Genomic DNA, 20,858 nt, shown 5'->3' with positions numbered 1-20,858 from the left:
CCACTCTCACTTCAGAATCAGTTCTACAATTTCTTCAGGAGATTTTTTATTTTGAATGCTGACTTCTTCTAAGGATTTAGAAGGATCATCTATGACGATATGATTCTGTTTTAGAATTTCTATTGCGTCTTGATAGTTTCCATTTAATAATTTAAAGGAATCTGATACTGGCGTTCTTAATACTTTCTCCAAAATATCATGCTCAAGATTTCCATGCAGTTTTCCGCCGACAATAAATGCGATCGAAAGAACAAGAATGACTATGCTCGGTAGAAGAAGCTGCCGTTTCTTTGCATAATTTTTGATATTACTCCAATTCATTCGAATATGAAAAATCGCGAAAACAACAAAGCTTAAGCCTAAAAATTCATGAACGACGGTAGTATACTCATCAAGGACATGAAAGAACATTAAAATGCCCGTCGACCCGATGATTAGAAAAATAAAGATTAGATAAGGCGTAACGTTCTCTTTTTTGATTTTCATTGATTGGAATACTCTTGTGTCCATGGGATCGTATCTTGCGACACAGGTTCCCAAAAGATTCATTCAAAGCTCGTTGCAAATTGGAAAAGAAAACAGTTCCCACATGCTAAGTTTCTGCTTGCGGCTTGGAGTTTTTTGTGATAGAGGAAAACTTGCTAACCCACGGGCCACTCCCCCCAATCCCGAGATGGGTGGGGGCCGCCCTCAGCTTTCTCGCTCGAAAGCTTCGAACCCTTCCGGATTTTTCAGTATATTAGGATTTTGTTTTAGGTAAGGAGAACAATCTTGGGCAGGGAAGGATTCGCCTCCCCATCGCTCGGCACTCCTGCCTCGCTCGCGTAGGCTCGTCGTTATGCTTGTTCGACATCCTGTCTCACATCGCTTCCTATGGGTCGCAAACGCATAACTCTATTCGAATCTTTTAAATTTACTTTGATCGGGGGATTTTATTGTGAAGAAGGAGAACAATCTTGGGCAGGGAAGGATTCGAACCTTCGAAGGCTTGGCCAGCAGATTTACAGTCTGCCCTCGTTGACCGCTTGAGTACCTACCCGTTGTTCAAAGCCATTATTTTTGCTTGGGGTGGTCGGTCAATCTTATTCGAAAAAGGAGAACGAGCTGCCTATAGGAATCGAACCCACAACCGGCTGATTACAAATCAGCTGCTCTACCAATTGAGCTAAGGCAGCGTTCAGAGACAGTTTTAGATTCTATTTTGTCGGGTCAATCGATTAAAAAGGATTTTCTCGAGTTGGCTCTTCGTGCTATTTGGACAGATGCCTCTATTTTTGATCAACACGGGAATGACGATCTCCATTCTTCTTTTCTATGCGGGTTACTGGTTTCGATTCCGCAACAATCGTCTGCATCGATTTCTAAATTCAGGAGGCATCCTTTTTAATTTAGCTACTGCAGTTTATCTTCTCTCATTGAAATATTTGGGTGAGGGAATCGAGCAGTCCGGCGTTATTCCGAACGTCGAAAGGCTATACATCGATATACATAGAGCCATTGCCGCTCTTACTTTAATTTTAATGCTTCTCATGGGATGGTCCGGCTTTGCGGGAAAAAAAAGGTTCCATAGGAAGCTTCACTTTATTTTTCTACCATTATACACTCTCGTTTATCTCTCGGGACTCTTTCTGTTCCGTTCGAGCAATTAGTATTCGGAGCCGTCGCCCTCATGGAAGACACCAAGGACATCAAAGTATTCGCCAATAATATTCGTAAGAATGTGATCAAAATGGTCACTGCTGCTAAATCTGGACACCCTGGTGGGCCTCTCGGTCTCGCGGATATTTACGCTGTTCTTTATAAGAAGGTCTTAAATCACAAGCCCTCCGATCCGGATTGGGAAGATAGAGATAGATTGATTCTTTCCAATGGTCACGTATGCGCTGTGCGTTATGCGGCTATGGCTCAAGCAGGATTTTTTCCTGAGTCTGAGCTTCTTACTTTCAGAAATATTAACTCCAAACTACAAGGTCACCCTTCTACTCGTTATTTAAAGGGAATAGAAAGCTCATCCGGTTCTTTGGGCCAGGGACTTTCCGTTTCAGTTGGGATTGCTCTCGGCGCAAGACTCGCAAAGAAGAATTACAAGGTCTATGCTTGTATCTCTGACGGAGAATGCGGAGAGGGAATGACTTGGGAAGCTGCTCAATCTGCTGCTCACTACAAGACGGATAATTTAGTCGCATTCATGGACAAGAATGGTATCCAGATCGATGGATTCACTAAAGACGTGATGAATCTGGAACCATTAAATAAGAAGTTTGCAGCCTTCGGTTGGAATGTGATCGAAGCAAATGGTCACGATGTAGATGCAATCCTTTCTGCTTTTGAGAAAGCGAACGCACATAAAGGATCTCCAACCATTATTCTTTTTGAAACTGTTCTTGGAAAAGGAGTTTCATTCATGGAAAATAATCCTGGATGGCATGGAACTCCTCCGAATGCAGAGCAAGAGAAAAAGGCTCTTGAAGAATTAGAGCAACTTGTTCTATAAAAAGTAAGACATAGTAAGTTTATAACGCACATCCTTTTTTTGTAGTTACAAGTCAGTTCCGAATTGACTTTCGTTTTCTTAGTCGGAGGTTATTGATATGCAATCCTCCGATTCTTCTTTCGGTACTGTTCCATTCCCTCCGGATAAGATAGAGGATAAATTCTACCAACTTGAATTTTCCTCGTTAGAGGATAAGTCTCGCATCATCAAAGAGATAGCGGGAATGATTCCTTGGCAAGTTCGCATCCAAGAAGTTGCAGACGAATTAAAAGATCCTACCTTAAGAGTCTTTGCGCGTTCCGTAAGTCCTGCAGTTCATTCCGAAAGAATCAGTTATCGTTATTCCTTATTAGCGGAGAAGGGACATCCGAATCATTATGATGATCTAGAAGAAGGTGTGTTCCTACTTTCTACAGTGATCGATCCGGATCTTTCTTATCTTGAGTTTAGAACCTACTTGGATCGGATCGCATTGAGGGTAGAGGAGCTAGTGGATCTGAACGAAGATCTTGCTTCTGATGAGGTCAAGGTGCATTTTCTGACCAGAGTTCTTTCTCAAGAAGAAGGCTTCGGAGGAAATCACGACCAATATGAGGATCCGAATAACTCTTATCTCCATAAGGTTTTTGTAAGTAAGAAGGGGATCCCGATCTCACTTTCCGTAATATATCTTTTAGTGGCTCATAGACTCCAGCTTCCTTTGTATGGAGTCAATATGCCTCTTCATTTTCTATTGCATTTCGAATCTTCCGAGTTCCAAACCTATATAGATTCCTATCATGGTGGGGTTATGTTGGATAGGTCCACTTGCATCCGTTTTTTGAAGGCAAACGGTTTCCAGGCTCATGAAAGATACTTCACTCATGCGAGCAGTCTTACCATTCTAAAAAGAATGTTCCGAAATCTGATCCATATCTATCGTAAAAAAGAAGATCGCGACATGGAAAAGATTCTGTCCAGGCATCTTCTCGCTTTGGACAATAAGTGGAAACCTTGAGATTTTACACCTTCCAGAAGGGTCCCTTTTCTCTCTTTCCTGCTTGAGTCCGAAATTCCATTCTAAATACTGTCGAAACAGGAAAACCGTGTGAAAAGGAATGGATTGAAGGATCTCTTAGTCCGTAAGTTCGACAAGAAATTAAAAGAAATCATAGACGAAGACCTTAAGATCCTGGCCGAGATCAAAGAATATACGATCCGGTCCGGGGGTAAAAGGATCCGTCCGATCCTGCACTATTGCTTATGCAGGATCTTGGGCTATAAAGGGGAAAAATACGCAGACGTAGGGGCGATCGCAGAGTTAATCCATTCTGCGAGCCTATTGCATGATGATGTAGTGGATGAGGCACAAACCAGAAGAGGAATGCCTAGCGTTCCTTCTCAATTTGGAAATAAGACCTCCATCCTTGCTGGAGATTATCTTCTCGCCTGCGGGATTGATCACCTGAACGGACTCGGGTCTCCCGATCTAATGGATCTTTTCACTACAGTGATCAAGGATCTTTCCGTCAGTGAGCTCATTCAGATGCAATGGGAAAAGAACCCTAAAATCACTTTAGATATTTATAATAAAGTTGTGTATGGTAAGACTGCATCTTTATTCGGTGCGGTTTCGGAAGGTGCAGGGATATTGGCCGATGTTCCGAAAAAGACCCGAAAGAAACTGCATGAGTTCGGGATAAGACTCGGATTCCTCTTTCAAAAGCAGGATGATGCGATCGATTATTTCCAAGCGGGAGACCAAACAGGAAAGATCCCTCTCAAGGATTTTAGGAATGGACTTTATACTTATCCTGTCTTAAGACTTCTTGCGATAGCGGATAAGAACGACAAGAAGTTGGCTCATTCCCTCTTTGCAAAGGACGAAAGAAATTCTCAGGATGATTTGGTAATTCTCTCTCTATTAAATCGTTATAATATTCGTAAGAGTTTAAACGAAGAATTCGTAGCAGATGTGGAAGAGCTTCTCGGATTCCTGAAATCTTATCCGGAATCTAACGAAGGCAATTTAGTCCAAGAGCAATTCAGAAAGCTGACAGAAGTTTGATTGTTTCACTCTAACTTCTTCTTAAAATAAAAAAAGCCGCAAAATCTTGCGGCTTTTTCTTTGTTTGGCCTTTAACTAACTCTTATTGAGAAGTAGTCGAAGAGGATCCGGAAGGGATCGAATTACTTGTACAGTTAATATCGCCTTTGATCGTTACTGTCGGTCCCGAAGCGGTATTTGTGTTATAACAGTTAATACCGTCTTGCGTATAACACATACTGGAAGAAGTCGCAGAAGTACAGTGGATAAAGTCTGTAGTATAACACTGAGACAAAGCGAGTCCCGCAGAACCGCTGGTAACCTTATTTCCTACCAAGTTTAAGGTGACCGTTAAGTAAGAAAGCGCCTGAGTTCCTGAATTTCCGGTATCGACTGGAACTCCACTTCCTCCCCAAAAGATTTTTCCGAAGTTTGCTACAACTGCAGGTTCGTTCAACAAAGGAAGACCGGAGAAGGAGAATCCTTGTTGTGAATCTACAGATCCTTGGTTCTGAGTGGAATCATAAAGGAACTTGAGAGTGATAAAAGCCCCAGTCGTAAAATACATACGGGAGTTTACTGTAAATAGACTGTTTGTGCTTCCTGAGGAAGTAGTCGTAGTAGTAGTGGTCGTTCCTGTAGTAGTGCTTCCTGAATAAGGAGAAGCGGTCCCACAATTCGAAGTATTCGTTTTATCGATCTCACCGGTAATATTGAACTGGGTTCCGTCAGCGCCGGTCGCGGTCAGGTCCACTTTGTTGATATTATTATTATTGCAGGAAATAAGGAACGCACTTGCGATCAAAGCCGCTGTCGCGACTGGCAATAATTTGGAAAAAACCATCTTCTTAGATGCCATAATTCTACTATCTATCTTCGGAAAGTGAGGGTCAAGAATGAAATCACCCGGAGATAAAACTCGCAGGCGCAAAGGATTGGACCGGATCCTTTCCAAAAGGTTCCCATTCGCCACCAAACTCTCAAAAGATCTTAGCGTTTTATAGAATGAGATCCGTCGTTTATTCCCATTCTTTTTAGATTTTGGGAACCGTATGCAATTGTCTGAACCGGATTATGTCGAAGGAATTACTTCGTATCCCAAATTGCAGGTGGAAATTTAGAAGCTTGCCTGGAAAGGACTCGCCTGTTTTCCTAGAAGACAAGGCGCCCGGGAGATACCCGGAGAATTTTGCAAGCGAGGCCTATCTTGAAAATTCATCATTACGACTCCATCCCCGACGTAGTCGATATAGGAGACGGAATCTTTAAGACCGAAATCCCTCAGCCGTTTTACGCACCGAATAATATTTATATTCTTCCCGATGGAGAACCTACTCTGATCGATTCGGGTTATCTGGCAAATCTAGGAATGCTCCAAAGGGCTCTTAGAAAAGTCGATCTGAGCTTGAGTAAGATCAAACATATCTTTTACACTCACAATCATTTGGATCATTTGAGTGCAGTGCTTACGATCCGTTATTATACGGACGCAAAACTATATGCGATGAAGGGAATGGCTTCCGGCATAGGTAACTATCTGGAGCATATCGAAATGTTCAATCGAGCTTCTCGTCGTTTGGTGTATAAGGGGCATAGAAATCCCGAAGCCAGAAAGAAAGAATTAACAAGGATAGAAGAAGGAAATCTTAACTTAAAGAATACATTAAGTAGAGGATCTCGCATCCAACCTGATTTGCGTTTCGATATAGAATTGGTAGAAGGGGACGTGATCCATGCAGGAGGAAGGGATATCGGTTTCTTGCATACTCCCGGTCATAATCTTTGGCATCTAACTCCCTATATCTTGGAAGAGAATATATTCTTCACAGGTGATTTGGTCCTACAAAATATATCTTCTATTTATGCCGAGGTAGACGGGAACTTAGAGGATTATTATCATTCCTTAGAAAGAATCGCTAAGATGAGTATCCGAAGACTGTTGCCAGCTCATGGTCCCGAGCCGGAATCTCCTCAGAAAGCGATCAAACTTCTTCATAAAACATTGCAGATCCTAGAGCGTGGGATCATACGTAGATTAAAGGAAAAGGAATACGATCTATCCGCCTTAACTCTGGAGGCTATGGGAGAGAAGGTCGCTAATTCAGGATATTATAATACTGCGATGGCGATTCTTCATTCTATGGTTCGAAAATTCATAGATAAAGGCTGGGTAGAAATTTTGGAAACTGAGCCTCCCTATGAGACTTATAGATGGATTGGGAGCAGGGAATAGTTCCCACGTGATTTTCGCTTAAATTTTGAGTTTGCGAAAGAAGGACTTTTCTGATATAGGGAAACCGAGCCTCTCCCACTGAGGACCCACCTCCACCACCCGATGAGGGCGGGGGCCGCCTTCGTTCAGCTCTCCGAAATCACTTCGCCGAAGAATCGGGTTTCTTTGATTTTCAGATTATAGGCTTTGATAAACAAGAGTTCTAGATTGATCACATCTTCTCGATTGTATTTTAAGAGAAGGTCCAAAGCGTCTTGGTCGTCATACTGAACGTACTGCCACCAAAGTCGAACTGCTTCCGCTCCGTTGATCTCATACGGTAAATCGCGTTTGATCCCGAGAGCCTTTTCGCAACCTTTGAGTCCTCCCTTGAAACCCAAACTCCGTAGGACGTACATCAGATCTATATGTCTATTCTTGAATTTACGACTAAACTCTCTTTCTAAGAAGGGAACATCGAAAGCGGCTCCGTTGTACGTTACGAACACATTCGAATTAGAAACGCTCTCCGGAAAATCATCCATATTCCTTCCTCTCAGAAAACTTTGGAAATTCTTTCCGTTGTAGGTGCCTACCACGGTTACAAAATCTCCGTCTCCTAGCCCGGAAGTCTCTATGTCTAAATACAATAAGCTTTCTCTAATATACGGAAAAAGTCTCCATTTTTGCTGGTTAGGAAGAGCAAAGAAGAAATAGTCCCAGTTCTTTCTCCCGATTTCTTTACGAGAGAAGTCCAAGGAATCCAAGAGAAGTCGAGAATACATATCCTCGGGTGATTTTACTTTCTCTTTCAATTCCTCCCGGAATTCGTTCCAATGCAAAATCCCTCTTTCCCAGAGTTTTGCCTCTTCGATTACGTCAATCCCAGGGAGATGACAGAAAGTATGTTCTAGCATGTTCCTCTCGGATCTTAATCTGGCGTTCCCGCCAAGAACCGTTTTCCCATAAGAGGGAATAACGCGGCGATCAAAATCGAGTAAAGAAAGAAGGGTATATTTCCCCATTTGGCGAAAAATGTATTCCCACCTGCTTTCAACTTAGTCGCAGGAAGAAGGAAGGAATCTGTAACCTTCTCACCATATTGAGTAGGATGATTTAAACTTCTTCCGTATGCATCCACCGCGAAAGAAACTCCAGTTACAGCAGGTCTTACAAAACTGAGTCCGTATTCGATCGCTCTGAAGCGAGCTGCTCCTCCATGTTGCCAAGCTTCTACTCTGGAAGAAAACCAGGAGTCGTTCGTTGGATTGGCTAAGAAGGTATACATATCGTTAGACGCGCTTTTGACTGAATCATGCACAAGCGCAGGAAACATTGCCTCATAACAGATTAGAGGAAGGATCTGATATTGCACCTTTTCTTCTTTTCTCATTTCGGCAGAAATAGGATGAAAATTTTCCGGATTCTGGATAAGAGAAATTTCCTCTTCAGTCGGTGGAGAAGGCCACCTTTGTCTTTGCAGAAATCTCTCTCCTTGCAAAGGTTTAGGATCTCCTCCAGTCACATAGTAAGAAGTTTCTTTGAACAATTTTCTTAAGAAGGGAAGAGCTGTTTCGAAAGGAATGTATTCCCCGAACGCCAATAATCTTCTCTTATCGTAACGAATAAATTCTCCTGTGTTTGAGGAGAGCAATGTGACCTGGTTCTTCAATCCTTCTGGAAATTGATTCAATTCGTTGAATAAAACATCTGCACCCGTTTTATACGTTAGATACATTACCGCGCCGTGAAATGTAGAAGAATAAACGGAAGGATTTGCAGGATCGCTTGGAATTGTCCCGTGGAACGGGATTGCAGACTCTGGAATAAAAAGAATATCAGGAGGAGGAGAAGTTTCTAAAGAAGATCTAAGCCCTAATTCTAAGGAAGTGCTGATCGTCTGACCTACGAACTCCGGATTTTCGGCCAGCTCTCTTTTTCCTGGGGAAGTATTCGGTTGCAATAGGACTGCGGAAAGTTTTAAAACATCGTTCTCTACTTTAGGAGTGCTGTTCGGTACTTCGTAATTCGGGGCCAAATAAAGCCTGAGTCCTCCAAGTGTCCAAACAAGCCCAAAGATCAAGATCCCGGAATATGCAAATTTTCTAAAGGATGAGTTCTTCCACAGAACAAGGCTGGAGGTTCCTAAGAGAAGAAAGAATCCAACTCCGTAAACTCCTACGAAAGACGCGATCTGGGAGAACGAAAGATTCCCTTCTCCTAAGTTTCCCCAGAACCATGGAAATAATTGAGGGGTCACAAGATCTGAGAATATTCCCCAGATCGGAAACAGGAACCATCCGAATAATTCCTTTCTCTTGGAAGAATTCTCATATTTAGAATATACGTTTAAGCTAATATTCCATCCAAAAAAGAATAAGAACAATTTGCTATGGGAGAAGAGTCCGTACACCAGAAATATGATCCAGGATACGAACAAGCCTGTTCCTGAGATCGCAGTGATAGAAGAGGGAATCCAAAAGAAAACCACAAGATTGATGATCTGAGAGAGAACAAGGAGCCAATAGATCACAGAACGTGTGCTCCATTTTCTTAGCTCCAAGAATAGAAGATATGCGCAGGCCGCTCCGAGTCCTCCCGCAGGAAAGAACTCGAAGGGTTCCATTCCGAATAAGATCCCGAATGCAATCCCGAACGAGTAGGCGAGAGGAAGGATCGGATTTCTAGAAAATCGGATCATTTTCCTTGGAGGCGTCTCTGGTCTTCTTCCAACGCTTTACGTCTAGCATACGCGTCCGCTTCTTCTTGGCCCAAATTCTTGACACGGATATCTTTTAAAGCCTTGTCTCTTTCTTCTGGACGAGCGGTTGGATGAGCCTTGAGCCAAGTCTGTTCCTCTTGGTCTGTCTGGCTTTCCTTCTGCTTGCTAGATTCGATCTCTTTATAGACCTTCTCTATGCGATCCGCTCCGTCTTTTCCGAAATATTTCTCTCGGATCGCTCTGACTTGAGGATCTTTCTGAGCTGGCGGAAGTTTGTCTAGATCAGATTCTTTAAAGAAGAGTTCCGTTTCATACTTAGTAAACTTAGGCTCTCTCTTATTGATCGCATTATAATAATTTCCATAAACTCCTTTGCGATACTCTTCGTATCTCGCGAGTTTTTTATCTCCGGAAAGACCTTTGGTTTCGCTCAAGAATTGATTGTATCCGAACTGGAATTCTTTCTCTGATTCTTCTAAGCCGAAGATCAGTTTTGCATCTTGGTCGGAGAAGATCTCTCTTCTCTTCTTCTTTACTAAATCGTAGATCTCTTCGGGAGTTTTGCCTCTGGGTTGCTCGAAATCTCTCAGCACGATCTCATAAGAAAGATACTTTCTAAATAGACCGACCAATCTTTCTCCGTCTGCACCAGGATAATGTTCTAGAATGAAAGCTTTTACGATCTCATTGCATTGGTCTGGACTATAATCTGCAGGACATTTTCTTCTCAATTCCCAAAGAGAAGAAACCAAATCCAATTCTCCATTGGATGCACTCTTTAGAATCTCATCATACGTGAGCCATTCGCCGTCTTTGTACAATTCATGAGAGGTGGAAACTATCTCAGGATTGATGACCCATTCTCCGGCTTCATTTTGGGTTACTGTATAACCGTCAGCGTCGGAGCCATCGAATCCGAATTCTTTGCCAGTGGAACCTGGTTCCCAAAGCAGGAAAATAACGAGTACTAGGAAAAAAAGGAAACCTAGGGAAAAAAGCCAAACTTTCAGGGGTATTTCTTTTAAACGTTCTAACATCTTCACTCTTTACCGATAAGAAGCGTTGAAACTATCTTCTAGGCGCGAGATGGCAAGATGTTTTTAAAGTAAAAATAAATGGCGCCTTCCACCGGACATGAAAGAAGTATCACATGCCTCTTCCCATTCTATATTATCCGGAAGGAACCACCGGAGCCTCAGAGATCTTTTCTTATTTTCGTAATCTGGAAATAAGATCATATCCAGTAAGGCATCCGGAGTCTGTGGAAAAGGAGAAGCCAGAGATCCTGATTGCGAACACTCGATTAAAGATAGATAGAGAAACTTGTGTAAAATTTCCGAGTGTGAAGGTTTTTGCTACTGTGAGTTCCGGGACCGATCATGTGAATTTTTCGGATTTAAAACAAGAATCTCGGATCTTTTTGAATTCTCCCGGCTGCAACGCAGGCTCTGTCGCTGAATACTGCTGGGTTGCTCTTCTTCATTTCTTTTCGGAAGAAGAATTGAAGCAAAAGAAGGTCGGCATCATCGGTTATGGAAATACGGGCCAAGCTTTCGGAAAGATCCTAGAAGCGAAAGGGATCGCCTTTCAATACAATGATCCTTATCATAAGGAAAAATCTCTGCCCTTAAAAGAGATCTTAGAATTCCCCATCGTAAGTTTTCATATTCCTCTTACTTCAGACGGGCCTTATCCTACGCTGGATCTACTTACGCAAGAGATGGCATCTTCTCTTCGTCCCGGGACATTGGTGCTGAACACGAGTAGGGGAGAGATTTGGACTGAGGAAGCGTTCCATAAGATCCTGGATCGAAATGATTTATCCAAGGTGCTGGATGTGTTTCGCCCAGAGCCTCCTAAGAATGATCTGGCCGTCCAGATGAGCGATCTCGCTCATTCTATTTTTACTCCGCATATCGCAGGATATAGCCAACTAGGCAGGCTCCTCGGAACATATAGATTAGCGGAGAAGCTTTGCATTCTATACAAAGATGGGCCCCTTCCTCCTTTGGAAAAATTCTTAGCGAAAGACCCCGCGATAAAAACAGAGAACTTCTTAAAAGAAGAAGATTCCCTTCTCAGAGCCTCTTGGAAGAAGAATGACTGGGAATATTTCGAAAAAAGAAGAAACTCTTATCCGATCCGGAAGGATCTGGGTATTGTGGATCTATATTAGGAAATTCTATTTTACTAAAGTCTTTTCACCCGGAAAGATCATATATTTGGGTCGGACTTTAGCGAGAATATCGTCTATCACAAAGACTTCTCTTGTTCCTCTCTTTCTCTCGAATGGAGCCTCATACAAGAATCCTAAGAATACCAACTCCGAACTCTTATGAGTGACCAGGTCGTCTTGCCTTACTTTTCGAGTGATATCCACTTTCAATGTTTTCCATCCGGTAAAATTGAAATGAGTAAGAAGGAGTTTTTTGATCTCCAGACTCGAATCTCGAACCAAAATAAAAAGAGATCCTCCACCTTCGTTCGCATAGAGATGAAACTTGAATTCCTTTACGAACTCTTGAGAGGACCAAGGTTTCTTGAATAGAATCTGGAAGGATTGATTCTTCTCCGCGCTTACTTCTACATAAAGGGATTTTTCAGATTCTCTTTCGGGAGTTCTGAATACACTGGAGATACGGACTTCCGGAGTAAAATCGGGGCCGAGCTTTGATTTTACATTCTCCTCTCCGAATGGATCCGTTTCGAAATCTTGCACTAAGACTTCCTTATAAATTCCGGAAAGATCCACTGCATCACTTCTATAGAAAGAAAGAAAGTATATAGCGCAAAGAGTTCCGAAGAGAAATTTCTTCTTAGAGTTAGAGAATTCTTTTCGGTCCATATTCTTAATTTCGGCCAATTTGACTAGAACTGCAATCTTTCCTTCTTCTCTTTTTTTAAGATTTGTCGAGCTTAAGATCGGACAGGCTTTTTCTAAAACTCTTGCTCGGAGGGATGTTCCTTCGAGAATTAGTCTATGGATCCTTCGGAAGATTCTTCCCTTCCTACAAAACTAGAATTTTCGGATGCGTTTCGTTCTGCCTTTCACGAATTCTTCGGAGACGAGAAGGAATTGCAGTACGAGTTATACGATATCAAGTCAGAAGGATCAGGCCCTAAGGCGAGATGGGCTACATTCACGATCCGAAATCCGTTAGGGGGAAGATCTCTTGCTTTCCGATTCGATCCTGATAGCGGTTCCTTCTACGCAATGCTCAAAGTACAAGTAATCCCAGGAGAAGAAGATTGGAGCTTGGATTCTTTCTTCTTAAGAAAAGGATTCACGAGCATGAATTCTAACGATGTGAAAAAGAATGCGGGCGAGTGGATGTTCCATTCTTTGGCTAGGCATTATCTAGGGACTATCTTTCGTTTTTGTCCTAGAATTTTGGAACCGGATTATAAATTAGAGCCTTAAGGTCCTTATGAGAGAAAGCATAGATCCAATACTCATCTTAGTCATCGTTTCGGGATTATGCGTGGGAATTCTGTACGGACTTTGGATCAAAAAAAGACATAAAAACAAAGAATGAGATTTATACTTTGGTTCACCAACTTAAGGGCTAAGAAAAAAATTTCCTCATTTTGAAATCCGCAAGCGAGCTCGTTGTTATCCAATTAGATAACGATGCAGAACGGAAAAAAAATCAAACTTCGGATCTGGAAATTCTACAGGATGTTTCGCCCATTTATGGCGATCTTACTTTCCTTGTTGTTTTTGCTTTTGATGCTTTATCTTCCGATCCGGCTCTGAACTGGAATCTATCAGATTGATTCTTGGCTTAGATCTGGCAATCATCCGAAGGAATAAATAGCAAGGTCTTAAAGAAGGATTTCAACACTTCTCTTCCTTTGCTTTGCAAATCTCTTTCACTGGAAATGTCCGATTGTATCTGCAATCCGTCAAATAAAGCCAGAAGTGTGCGTGCCAATAGCTCAGGAGATAGTGTCTCATGGATCTTTCCGTTTTTCTGGGCTTCTTGTATGGTCTTTGCAAATAGGCGCTCTAAAGAATTATAAAATTCTAATATTTCGGGTTCCATTGCTCCGCAGGCGGTGGCTTCTGCAAACAAGCGAGGACTGCAATTTCCATCTATGGCCAGTCGTTTTGCCAATCTCTCTAAATATTCCACCAATCTTAGATGTGGGGGAAGGGCGGCCACCTCCGGATCCTCGAAGCCGAATCTTTCCCAGGATAGGAAATTTCGAATGAGAGTGTCCCGGATCTCTTCTTTGCTCTCGAAATGGAAATAGATCCCACCTTTCGTGAGTCCTGCAGCTTCTGCAATATCCTGAACCGAGGTGCGTTCGAAGCCTTTGCTAAAGAAACAACGCATCGCCGCCTGCAGGATCGAGGTTTTGCGGATCTCTTCCGGCATTTTCTTCCAGCCAGGCTTGGATTTTGCCAATTTCATTAGGCCTCTATTTCCTCCACTTCGGGCGCATGAGTCAAATGAATTCTGACTCCAGTCTAAAAATAAATACCAACTGGTAGGAATTTTCAATTGATCGGATCGTCTAAATAAATACCGATTGGTAGGAGATTTCCGTAGGGAGAGGTAAGTGAAATGGTATCAGTATTAGAGAAAAATCCGTTGGTAGAGCCGCTTAGGCTTCCGAACGGTACGGTTCTTTTGAATCGAATCGCAAAGGCATCAATGGAAGAAGGACTTTCGAATGGGAAATTTCTTCCAGGAGAAAAGATCTTTAATCTCTATTCTCGTTGGGCAAAAAGCGGTGCTGGATTGCTGATTACCGGAAACGTAATGGTGGATCCGAATGGGCTCACAGGTCCTGGCAATGTGATTCTGAGAAAAGGAATGGATCTAAGCGGATTGAAAAAATGGGCCGAGATCGCAAAGTCAGGAGGCTCCAAGATCTGGATGCAGATCAATCATCCAGGAAGACAAACCTTCAGTTTTGTTTCCGAAACTCCAGTAGCTCCCTCTGCAATCAAAGTTAAAATTCCAGGAAAGATGTTCGAAAAGGTCTTTGGAGTTCCAAGAGCGTTAAGCGGAACAGAGATCAAAGAACTCATCCAAAAATTCGTACAGGCTGCTTTGCTCGCAGAAAGCGCGGGTTTTGACGGGGTGGAAGTCCATGCGGCCCACGGGTACATGATCAGTCAGTTCTTATCTCCTATCAGCAATATTAGAGAAGATGAATGGGGTGGTTCTTTAGAAAACAGAGCCCGACTTCTTGTAGAAGTGATCAAAGGGATACGAGCTGTAGTGAAGCCTGGCTTCGGTGTAGGAGTAAAATTGAACTCCGCCGATTTCCAAGGAGGAGGTTTTCAAGAAGAAGACGCCATCCAAGTCATTCGAATGTTGGAACCTCTGGGAATAGACCTCTTAGAAATTTCCGGTGGGAACTACGAGTCTCCTGCTATGCAAGGAACAAGCGGCAAGAGAGAGGCTTACTTCTTGGAGTTCGCTAAAAAGGCAAAACAGATCACAAAGATCCCTCTTTTGGTCACCGGTGGTTTTCGGACAAGAGCAGTGATGCTAGAAGCGATTTCTTCTGAAGAAGCAGACATGATCGGGATCGCTGCTCCATTTGCGTTTCATCCGGAATTTGCGAGTTCTTTGGCAGAAGGAAAGATAGAAAAAGTTTCTGCCGATATTCCTAAACTATCCAATCCTGCAATCAATTCGATCGCTAAAATGTCTGCGATCCGTTTGCAATTTCGTAGAATGGGAGAAGGAAAAGAACCTAAGTTACCTCTGTCTTTGGTATTCAATCTGATATTAGATCAGATCCGTTCCAGAAGAAACGCCAAAAGATATAAGAAATTCTTAATAGATGGAGCGAATTAAGCAAACAGTAGAATAGAATTTATCTGTAGAATAGCAAACCTTAAACTATCCGTCGGGAGTTTATTCCGACGGACTTTTTTTATCTGTTACTTGTGAGTTAAGGAGTTCTCTTTTAGTTTTTCTCCATTCCAATCCATCATAGGAGATTCCTTCAACAAGAAGGCGATGGCTAAATTCACCGCTCCGAGTCCAATAAAGATCTTTAGGAATAGATCCGATCCGAGAGTATTCAGTCCTACGATGAATGCGATGCCCGAGATTTGTCCGATCCAAAGAAGCAATCCTTGAGAAGAAGATTCGGGTGCAGGAGAAGTTACCTCTGCACAGTATTGGAATCCGATCGGAGCACCGATCCCCAAAACAAAGAATCCAATCAGGAATGCTCCTGCTAAGACGAAATAATAATCATGAGCAAACGAAAGAAGAAAGATCCCTGGTAAGAAGCCTGCCATAGCGAGCAGAATGAATGGTTGTCTTCTTCCTAACTTATCAGAGATGATAGGAACAAAAACGCCGCCGATAATCCCCGACATGAGCATCATTCCTGCGATCTCTCCGGATTGGGTCATATTCAATCCTTTGGATTCACAGATTTGATCGATACAGGTGCTGATCGCATTAAAGATCCCAAGTCCGATCAAGAAGAGAAAGAGAGCCTTTTGCATATCTTTTTGTTTCAATATATGTTTCAAGCCCTCGAACACTTTGATCCTTGCATCTTCTCCATGAACGCTAGGAGAAGTAGGAGGCTTTTCCTTAAAGAATGCTAAAAACAGTAAGGAACCTACAAAAGAAGCGATGCCGTAATTTAGTAGGATCCCAGGGATGGCCGCAGGATTAGGTGCGGTTTCTCCGATCAGTCTCGGGGTAAGAAGCATTACGATTATGATCCCTATGAATTGGGCTAATGTTCCTAACGCGACAGCGGTGGCTCTTTCTGTAATTGGGAACCATTGCACGCTTACCTTAGTGACTGCGTTTAGAATGAAAGGTTGAGCGATCGCTAGACCGATTTGAGATAGAACCACGATATTAAAATCATGCGCATAAAAGCCTTTGAGTAAGGAGAAGATGCCAGTTAGAAAGGCTCCGATTCCTACTCCAATGCGAATTCCATAAGTGTCGATGATATAGGAAGCAGGGATCGCTAAGAACACGAACACTCCCAAGAAAATCAAGGAGAGAAGGTCGATTTGAAAACCGCTCACTCCGTAGAATAGTTTAGCCTCTCTCGCAATCGACGCAAGACTTAGCCATTGTATTTGAATAATTGCCGTGATTAGCGCGTATAGGCCGAGGATCACCCATCTGTAGCCGTATACCTTTACCTGGTTTTCACGCATAGAAAGCCCCATTTATCTTTTTGATCGTAAAAGGAATAATTTCGCTTAACCTTCTCGCAATAGACGCGTAGATGCGCTCAAGAAGTTACTTTGACAGTATAAAGTGGATTGCTCAAGCTTCCAAGCAAATTATGATTTTAGAATGAGTACTCTCGGATTCTTCTAACGTTAATTATTACGATCACAATGTTTTACGAGTAAGCTCTTAGTAGAAATGTAAGGAGCATATAAGTGAAGGGTAATTCCTTCTTTATTTTATAATTTCGTGCTCTCTGGATTATTGTAAACGCTCGTTCTCCTACTTTAAGAAATAAGAAAGTTGTAAGTCTTGTTTTTTCTCTTTGGAGCAGTTCTTAAATTCGGACGTTCGACTTTAGTAAGACGGACGACCTTTTTTATTTTCTTTGCTAAGATGAAAAGCAGTGGAGAGAATTGTATGCTAAAAAAATGGGTCATGGTTTCGATACTTATATCGGCCTTCCTAAAATGCGAAACAGGCAATCTAGAAGATAGAACAACCGCTCCTAAATATTCCAGTTCTTCGATGGAGACAGTGATCAAGTTAGATCGTCCTCCTGGAAATATCAGTGTTTCGTCTTCCGGTAGAATTTTCTTTTCCTTCTTCCCGCAAGGAACACCTCCCATCAAAATTGCCGAGCTCAAGAACGGACAGGTCATCCCTTTTCCAAGCCAAGCCTTCCAAAGCAATTTCAATACCGTCATCTCTGTTCGTGTAGATAATAAAGGGAGACTTTGGACCTTGGATTACGGCAATCTAGGGATCGGAAATCCTCCCGGTATTTATGCTTTCGACATAGATTCAGGAGCAGTATTGCATCATTATCAATTTCCCTCCGACATTGCTCCTAAGGATTCTCTTTTCAATGATATGCAAGTGGATACAGTGACGGAGACGATCTATATCACTGACACGAGTCCTATTATTCCGGATCCGGGATTAGTAGTTTATGATATTGCATCTAAGAAGGCGAGACGCCTTTTAAAAGGAAGCGCTTCCGTAACCGGTGAAAGAAATGAGATCGTTGTAAATGGAAGTCCTTTCGAGGTGGCAGGAGTTCCTATCATTTTCAATGCAGACTCTATCGCACTGGATCAGAATTTGGAGTGGTTGTATTTTGCTCCGTTTACTTCAGGCGAATTGTATAGAGCCAAGACCGGCGTGTTGCTGGATACTACTCTTACTGCAGCTCAACTTGCGGCTCAGGTAGAACAATATTCTCTTAAGTCAATGAGCGACGGAATCAGCATCGATAAGAACGGAAATATCTATGTAACAGACCCGGAACATTCTGCCATCAACCTGATAGATCCTACTAAGAAGATCACGACTCTTTTTAAGGACACTAGCTTTCGTTGGCCAGATGGGTTCTCTTATGCGCCGGATGGCTATATGTATCTGACATGTAGCGCATTGAACGATGTGTTCCTACAAACGGATCCAACGATCTTAAGCAAAGGACCATATTATATCTATAGATTCAAACCGGAGGCGGAAGGGATCATCGGAAGATAATCAGACCGGAACACTCGAGTATTGTCCGTCGATTGAGAGTCGATGGGCATTCTGTGTGATTCGCTGGCCTTTGTTTTTTTCTGAGTGACTTTTTAAAGCGAATACCTATCTCTTCTCTGCCAGCTTTTTAAGATATTGCATAAACCCTCTCATCAATCCGGAAAAATGATTGCCCTTTTGGACTTCTTTTCCAATCTCCTGATGAGTGAGCGCTCACTCATTTTTGGCCTCGGCCAAGAAAGCTGGAGATTAGGAGGTTTGTATTCATGAAATCTAAAGTCTATGTTTTGGCCTATGATATTGGAACCACTGGGACCAAGACTTGCCTTTTCGAAATCGAAGACAAACTGACTCTGATTCATTCTTCTTCCTTGGAATACGGACTTACTCTTTTGGATGGGGGAGGAGTGGAGCAGGATCCGGAAGATTGGTGGAAGGCAATGAGAGAGACAACTTCCCTTCTTCTAAAAGAAACCGGATTGGATCCGGCTCTCATCTCAGGTATTTCCTTTTGTTCTCAAATGCAAGGGCTGGTACTCATCGATAAGGATCTGAAACCTGTTCGACCTGCTATGAGTTATATGGACCAAAGAGCTCGAGAAGAAATGAAGAAGGGAATAGAACACGGGATCAAGATAGAAGGTCTCAATGCATTTAAACTTCTTAGATCCTTGCAGATTACGGGTGCAGTTGCCGGAAGTGTTAAGGATCCATTATGGAAATATAAATGGGTAGAAGCGAAGGAACCTGAAAACTTTTCCAAGATCTATAAATGGTTGGATGTAAAAGATTATCTAACTACCAGATGCACTGGACGGGCAACCATGACCTTGGACTCAGCATTTGCTACATTCTTATATGATTCTCGTCCGGGCAAGGGGCATTGGCATAAAGGACTTTGCAAGACTTTCGGTGTAAGACTGGATCATCTTCCTGAATTGGTTCAATCTACGGAGAAGATCGGCGGGTTAACAGAAGCCTCTGCTAATGAACTGGGTTTAAAACCGGGGACTGCCGTTTTTGGAGGAGGAGGGGACGCTTCTCTTATCGGTATAGGAGCAGGAGCAGTAGAAGAAGGTGACACGCATATTTATGCGGGTACTTCCGGCTGGGTTTCCACCGTAACCAAAAAAAGAACGGTGGATATCAATGCTAGGATCGCTTCTATTGTGGGAGCAAGAGCGGGTTATTATAGTTATTTTGGTGAGCAGGAAACCTCCGGCAAATGTCTGCAATGGGTAAAAGACCATCTCGCCTTGGACGAAATCGACGTATATTTAGAAAAGAAGAATGTAACGGAAGGCCAAGACGCCATACATGATAGCCTCTTTGCATTCTTATTTGAGTCTATAAAAGATACTCCTGCGGGAAGTGATGGTGTGATCTTTACTCCTTGGTTGCACGGAAATCGTTGTCCTTTCGAGGATCCAGCAGCAAGAGGAATGTTCTTCAATATTGGTCTGGATACCGGAAAGAGAAAGCTGATCCGTTCCGTAATCGAAGGGATCGCATTTCATAAAAGATGGATATTAGAATTATCTGAAGCAAAGATCCCCGCTTCCTCTACCATACGATTTGTAGGAGGAGTGGCTCGCTCTCCGATTATTTGTCAGATTCTTGCAGATATTACTGGTAAGATTATAGAGACAATAGATCATCCGCAGAACGCGGGAGCTACTGGTGCCGCTGCGATAGCTGCTCTTGGTCTGGGAAAGATAAGTTCTTTCGCAGAAATCAGGAATTTGATCCCGAGTAGACAGAGTTGGTCTCCGAATAAAGCGAATCAAAAAATATATGATCGAAACTTTTCAGTATTTAAAAAACTTTACGAATCCAACAAAGAGCATTATGCAACTTTAAACATACATATATAAATTTAATCGGTGTTATATCCCATAAGGGATTGCTTATGAAAAATACTCCTAACGCATTAGTTTTTCGAAATGCTGAGGTGGTTCTTGGATATTTCGGAGAAGATCCGTTTTCGGATCTTTTTCCGAACCCGGTTAAGGCAAGGGTGTTAACCAATGAAGAGAGAGGAACAATCGAATCGCGTTCGAGCAAAGATATTAGAAGTCTCGAGAAAGTTATTCGTCAGCGAAGGATATGAGAAGGCAACCATCCGCAGGATTATAGAAGAAGCGGATATCACAACAGGAAGCCTTTATCATTTCTTTAAGAACAAAGAAGAGATTCTGCTAGCAATAGCTGGAGAAGTCTTTAACGAAGCGGGAGATACCGCAGAAAGGCTCGTGGGAGAAATGGATCCTCCCTTGGTCTTTGCCTTGGAGATAGGACTTCAATTTTATCTCTGTCAGAAAAAGCTTTCTATAGCCGAAACCTATCTGGCTGCCTATCGGACCCAAGGAGTCACGGAGATGATAGGTAAGAGGGGAGCTCATAGAAGTAAGATCCTATTCGAGAAGTACAACCCTAGATTTGATCATCAAGATTATCTAATACGCACTCTTGCTTTTAGAGGAGTCTTTCAAAGCTTATTGGAAGAAATGGTGTATTCCGGGCAGGTGGATCGAGTCCGAATGATGGCGACCGTTATCGAATTGGGACTTGCGACCTTCGGGGTCCCGAAAGAAGAAGCGGAGCTTGCCATGCAAAAAACTTTCCGTCTCTTGCAAGAGAGAGCCAGTGAAATAGAAGCATTGGCTGAGGGTCTTCTCGAGATCTTTGTAAACGGACCTAGATAATTT

20 protein-coding genes and 2 tRNA genes are annotated in these 20,858 nt (G+C 42.6%); 12 read left to right on the top strand and 10 right to left on the bottom strand.

Annotated features, from left to right (window positions below; translation table 11 throughout):
* Positions 1-6: 6 nt before the first annotated feature.
* The 3 genes from EHO59_RS00685 to EHO59_RS00675 all read right to left on the bottom strand — a co-directional run bounded on the left by EHO59_RS00685 (position 7) and on the right by EHO59_RS00675 (position 1,175).
* Entirely contained in the window at positions 7-486 is a 480-nt protein-coding gene (locus EHO59_RS00685; RefSeq protein WP_167882040.1) for a DUF4405 domain-containing protein, read from the bottom strand.
* A gap of 471 nt (positions 487-957) precedes the next feature.
* Positions 958-1,039 (bottom strand) — tRNA-Tyr (locus EHO59_RS00680).
* 63 nt (positions 1,040-1,102) lie between these two features.
* Positions 1,103-1,175: transfer RNA gene (locus tag EHO59_RS00675), tRNA-Thr, on the bottom strand.
* A gap of 87 nt (positions 1,176-1,262) precedes the next feature.
* On the opposite strand from EHO59_RS00675, the gene EHO59_RS00670 reads away from it, so the two are divergent.
* From EHO59_RS00670 to EHO59_RS00655, 4 genes are all read left to right on the top strand, one after another.
* Positions 1,263-1,649, top strand: a complete 387-nt coding sequence (locus EHO59_RS00670; protein WP_135583776.1) for a hypothetical protein — start codon at positions 1,263-1,265, stop codon at positions 1,647-1,649.
* Positions 1,650-1,669: 20 nt separating this feature from the next.
* The gene (locus EHO59_RS00665; protein WP_135583774.1) at positions 1,670-2,494 is read left to right on the top strand and encodes a transketolase; all 825 of its coding nucleotides are present in this window, start codon (positions 1,670-1,672) and stop codon (positions 2,492-2,494) included.
* Positions 2,495-2,591: 97 nt separating this feature from the next.
* Entirely contained in the window at positions 2,592-3,491 is a 900-nt protein-coding gene (locus tag EHO59_RS00660; RefSeq protein ID WP_135583772.1) for a transglutaminase-like domain-containing protein, read from the top strand.
* A gap of 90 nt (positions 3,492-3,581) precedes the next feature.
* Complete coding sequence (locus tag EHO59_RS00655) at positions 3,582-4,541, top strand: polyprenyl synthetase family protein (RefSeq protein WP_135583770.1); 960 nt, start codon at positions 3,582-3,584, stop codon at positions 4,539-4,541.
* 82 nt (positions 4,542-4,623) lie between these two features.
* Here EHO59_RS00655 and EHO59_RS00650 read toward each other — a convergent pair whose 3' ends face one another.
* Positions 4,624-5,379 carry an LIC10920 family plasminogen-binding lipoprotein gene (locus EHO59_RS00650; protein WP_135583768.1) on the bottom strand — a complete coding sequence of 252 codons (756 nt, stop codon included), beginning with the start codon at positions 5,377-5,379 and terminating at the stop codon, positions 4,624-4,626.
* 348 nt (positions 5,380-5,727) lie between these two features.
* Here EHO59_RS00650 and EHO59_RS00645 point away from each other — a divergent pair, with 348 nt between their 5' ends.
* Positions 5,728-6,753 carry an MBL fold metallo-hydrolase gene (locus EHO59_RS00645; protein ID WP_135583766.1) on the top strand — a complete coding sequence of 342 codons (1,026 nt, stop codon included), beginning with the start codon at positions 5,728-5,730 and terminating at the stop codon, positions 6,751-6,753.
* 125 nt (positions 6,754-6,878) lie between these two features.
* On the opposite strand, the gene EHO59_RS00640 is transcribed toward EHO59_RS00645, so the two are convergent.
* Genes EHO59_RS00640 through EHO59_RS00630 form a run of 3 tightly spaced genes read right to left on the bottom strand, consistent with a single transcriptional unit; the run spans position 6,879 to position 10,491 of the window.
* On the bottom strand, positions 6,879-7,649 hold the full coding sequence (locus EHO59_RS00640) for a ribonuclease H-like domain-containing protein (protein ID WP_135583764.1): 771 nt from the start codon (positions 7,647-7,649) through the stop codon (positions 6,879-6,881).
* Between the two features lie 14 nt (positions 7,650-7,663).
* Complete coding sequence (locus EHO59_RS00635; RefSeq protein ID WP_135583762.1) at positions 7,664-9,433, bottom strand: apolipoprotein N-acyltransferase; 1,770 nt, start codon at positions 9,431-9,433, stop codon at positions 7,664-7,666.
* A complete protein-coding gene (locus EHO59_RS00630; RefSeq protein ID WP_135583760.1) occupies positions 9,430-10,491 on the bottom strand; it encodes a lipase secretion chaperone in 1,062 nt (353 codons plus the stop codon). Before EHO59_RS00630 ends, EHO59_RS00635 begins: the two co-directional genes overlap by 4 nt.
* Before the next feature lie 113 nt (positions 10,492-10,604).
* Here EHO59_RS00630 and EHO59_RS00625 point away from each other — a divergent pair, with 113 nt between their 5' ends.
* Positions 10,605-11,630, top strand: a complete 1,026-nt coding sequence (locus tag EHO59_RS00625) for an NAD(P)-dependent oxidoreductase (RefSeq protein WP_135583758.1) — start codon at positions 10,605-10,607, stop codon at positions 11,628-11,630.
* Positions 11,631-11,636: 6 nt separating this feature from the next.
* Here EHO59_RS00625 and EHO59_RS00620 read toward each other — a convergent pair whose 3' ends face one another.
* A complete protein-coding gene (locus EHO59_RS00620) occupies positions 11,637-12,299 on the bottom strand; it encodes a flagellar assembly protein FlaA (protein WP_246052563.1) in 663 nt (220 codons plus the stop codon).
* Positions 12,300-12,434: 135 nt separating this feature from the next.
* On the opposite strand from EHO59_RS00620, the gene EHO59_RS00615 reads away from it, so the two are divergent.
* The gene (locus EHO59_RS00615) at positions 12,435-12,875 is read left to right on the top strand and encodes a hypothetical protein (protein ID WP_135583756.1); all 441 of its coding nucleotides are present in this window, start codon (positions 12,435-12,437) and stop codon (positions 12,873-12,875) included.
* Between the two features lie 167 nt (positions 12,876-13,042).
* A complete protein-coding gene (locus tag EHO59_RS00610) occupies positions 13,043-13,231 on the top strand; it encodes a hypothetical protein (RefSeq protein ID WP_135583754.1) in 189 nt (62 codons plus the stop codon).
* Positions 13,232-13,239: 8 nt separating this feature from the next.
* On the opposite strand, the gene EHO59_RS00605 is transcribed toward EHO59_RS00610, so the two are convergent.
* On the bottom strand, positions 13,240-13,872 hold the full coding sequence (locus EHO59_RS00605) for a TetR/AcrR family transcriptional regulator (RefSeq protein WP_135583752.1): 633 nt from the start codon (positions 13,870-13,872) through the stop codon (positions 13,240-13,242).
* 153 nt (positions 13,873-14,025) lie between these two features.
* Here EHO59_RS00605 and EHO59_RS00600 point away from each other — a divergent pair, with 153 nt between their 5' ends.
* Entirely contained in the window at positions 14,026-15,273 is a 1,248-nt protein-coding gene (locus EHO59_RS00600) for an NADH:flavin oxidoreductase/NADH oxidase family protein (protein WP_135583750.1), read from the top strand.
* An 86-nt stretch (positions 15,274-15,359) separates the two neighbouring features.
* On the opposite strand, the gene EHO59_RS00595 is transcribed toward EHO59_RS00600, so the two are convergent.
* Entirely contained in the window at positions 15,360-16,616 is a 1,257-nt protein-coding gene (locus tag EHO59_RS00595) for an MFS transporter (protein WP_135583748.1), read from the bottom strand.
* 436 nt (positions 16,617-17,052) lie between these two features.
* Here EHO59_RS00595 and EHO59_RS00590 point away from each other — a divergent pair, with 436 nt between their 5' ends.
* From EHO59_RS00590 to EHO59_RS00580, 3 genes are all read left to right on the top strand, one after another.
* On the top strand, positions 17,053-18,150 hold the full coding sequence (locus tag EHO59_RS00590; RefSeq protein ID WP_135583746.1) for an L-dopachrome tautomerase-related protein: 1,098 nt from the start codon (positions 17,053-17,055) through the stop codon (positions 18,148-18,150).
* A 266-nt stretch (positions 18,151-18,416) separates the two neighbouring features.
* A complete protein-coding gene (locus EHO59_RS00585) occupies positions 18,417-20,024 on the top strand; it encodes a xylulokinase (RefSeq protein ID WP_135583744.1) in 1,608 nt (535 codons plus the stop codon).
* A 153-nt stretch (positions 20,025-20,177) separates the two neighbouring features.
* The gene (locus EHO59_RS00580) at positions 20,178-20,855 is read left to right on the top strand and encodes a TetR/AcrR family transcriptional regulator (RefSeq protein ID WP_135583742.1); all 678 of its coding nucleotides are present in this window, start codon (positions 20,178-20,180) and stop codon (positions 20,853-20,855) included.
* Positions 20,856-20,858 lie beyond the last annotated feature (3 nt).

It is taken from the genome of Leptospira semungkisensis, assembly GCF_004770055.1.
Taxonomy (GTDB): domain Bacteria; phylum Spirochaetota; class Leptospiria; order Leptospirales; family Leptospiraceae; genus Leptospira_B; species Leptospira_B semungkisensis.
Note: the sequence above shows the minus strand (reverse complement) of the source record. Positions and strands in the feature narration are given on the sequence as shown.

What these genes read in the sequence shown, in the direction of transcription:
- EHO59_RS00640 (WP_135583764.1), bottom strand. Translation starts at nt 7,649, where the DNA reads ATGCTAGAACATACTTTCTGTCATCTCCCTGGGATTGACGTAATCGAA.
- EHO59_RS00665 (WP_135583774.1), top strand. Translation starts at nt 1,670, where the DNA reads ATGGAAGACACCAAGGACATCAAAGTATTCGCCAATAATATTCGTAAG.
- EHO59_RS00635 (WP_135583762.1), bottom strand. Translation starts at nt 9,433, where the DNA reads ATGATCCGATTTTCTAGAAATCCGATCCTTCCTCTCGCCTACTCGTTC.
- EHO59_RS00625 (WP_135583758.1), top strand. Translation starts at nt 10,605, where the DNA reads ATGCCTCTTCCCATTCTATATTATCCGGAAGGAACCACCGGAGCCTCA.
- EHO59_RS00600 (WP_135583750.1), top strand. Translation starts at nt 14,026, where the DNA reads ATGGTATCAGTATTAGAGAAAAATCCGTTGGTAGAGCCGCTTAGGCTT.
- EHO59_RS00585 (WP_135583744.1), top strand. Translation starts at nt 18,417, where the DNA reads ATGAAATCTAAAGTCTATGTTTTGGCCTATGATATTGGAACCACTGGG.
- EHO59_RS00650 (WP_135583768.1), bottom strand. Translation starts at nt 5,379, where the DNA reads ATGGCATCTAAGAAGATGGTTTTTTCCAAATTATTGCCAGTCGCGACA.
- EHO59_RS00615 (WP_135583756.1), top strand. Translation starts at nt 12,435, where the DNA reads ATGGATCCTTCGGAAGATTCTTCCCTTCCTACAAAACTAGAATTTTCG.
- EHO59_RS00670 (WP_135583776.1), top strand. Translation starts at nt 1,263, where the DNA reads ATGCCTCTATTTTTGATCAACACGGGAATGACGATCTCCATTCTTCTT.
- EHO59_RS00660 (WP_135583772.1), top strand. Translation starts at nt 2,592, where the DNA reads ATGCAATCCTCCGATTCTTCTTTCGGTACTGTTCCATTCCCTCCGGAT.
- EHO59_RS00685 (WP_167882040.1), bottom strand. Translation starts at nt 486, where the DNA reads ATGAAAATCAAAAAAGAGAACGTTACGCCTTATCTAATCTTTATTTTT.
- EHO59_RS00620 (WP_246052563.1), bottom strand. Translation starts at nt 12,299, where the DNA reads ATGGACCGAAAAGAATTCTCTAACTCTAAGAAGAAATTTCTCTTCGGA.
- EHO59_RS00595 (WP_135583748.1), bottom strand. Translation starts at nt 16,616, where the DNA reads ATGCGTGAAAACCAGGTAAAGGTATACGGCTACAGATGGGTGATCCTC.
- EHO59_RS00590 (WP_135583746.1), top strand. Translation starts at nt 17,053, where the DNA reads ATGCTAAAAAAATGGGTCATGGTTTCGATACTTATATCGGCCTTCCTA.
- EHO59_RS00580 (WP_135583742.1), top strand. Translation starts at nt 20,178, where the DNA reads ATGAAGAGAGAGGAACAATCGAATCGCGTTCGAGCAAAGATATTAGAA.
- EHO59_RS00605 (WP_135583752.1), bottom strand. Translation starts at nt 13,872, where the DNA reads ATGAAATTGGCAAAATCCAAGCCTGGCTGGAAGAAAATGCCGGAAGAG.
- EHO59_RS00630 (WP_135583760.1), bottom strand. Translation starts at nt 10,491, where the DNA reads ATGTTAGAACGTTTAAAAGAAATACCCCTGAAAGTTTGGCTTTTTTCC.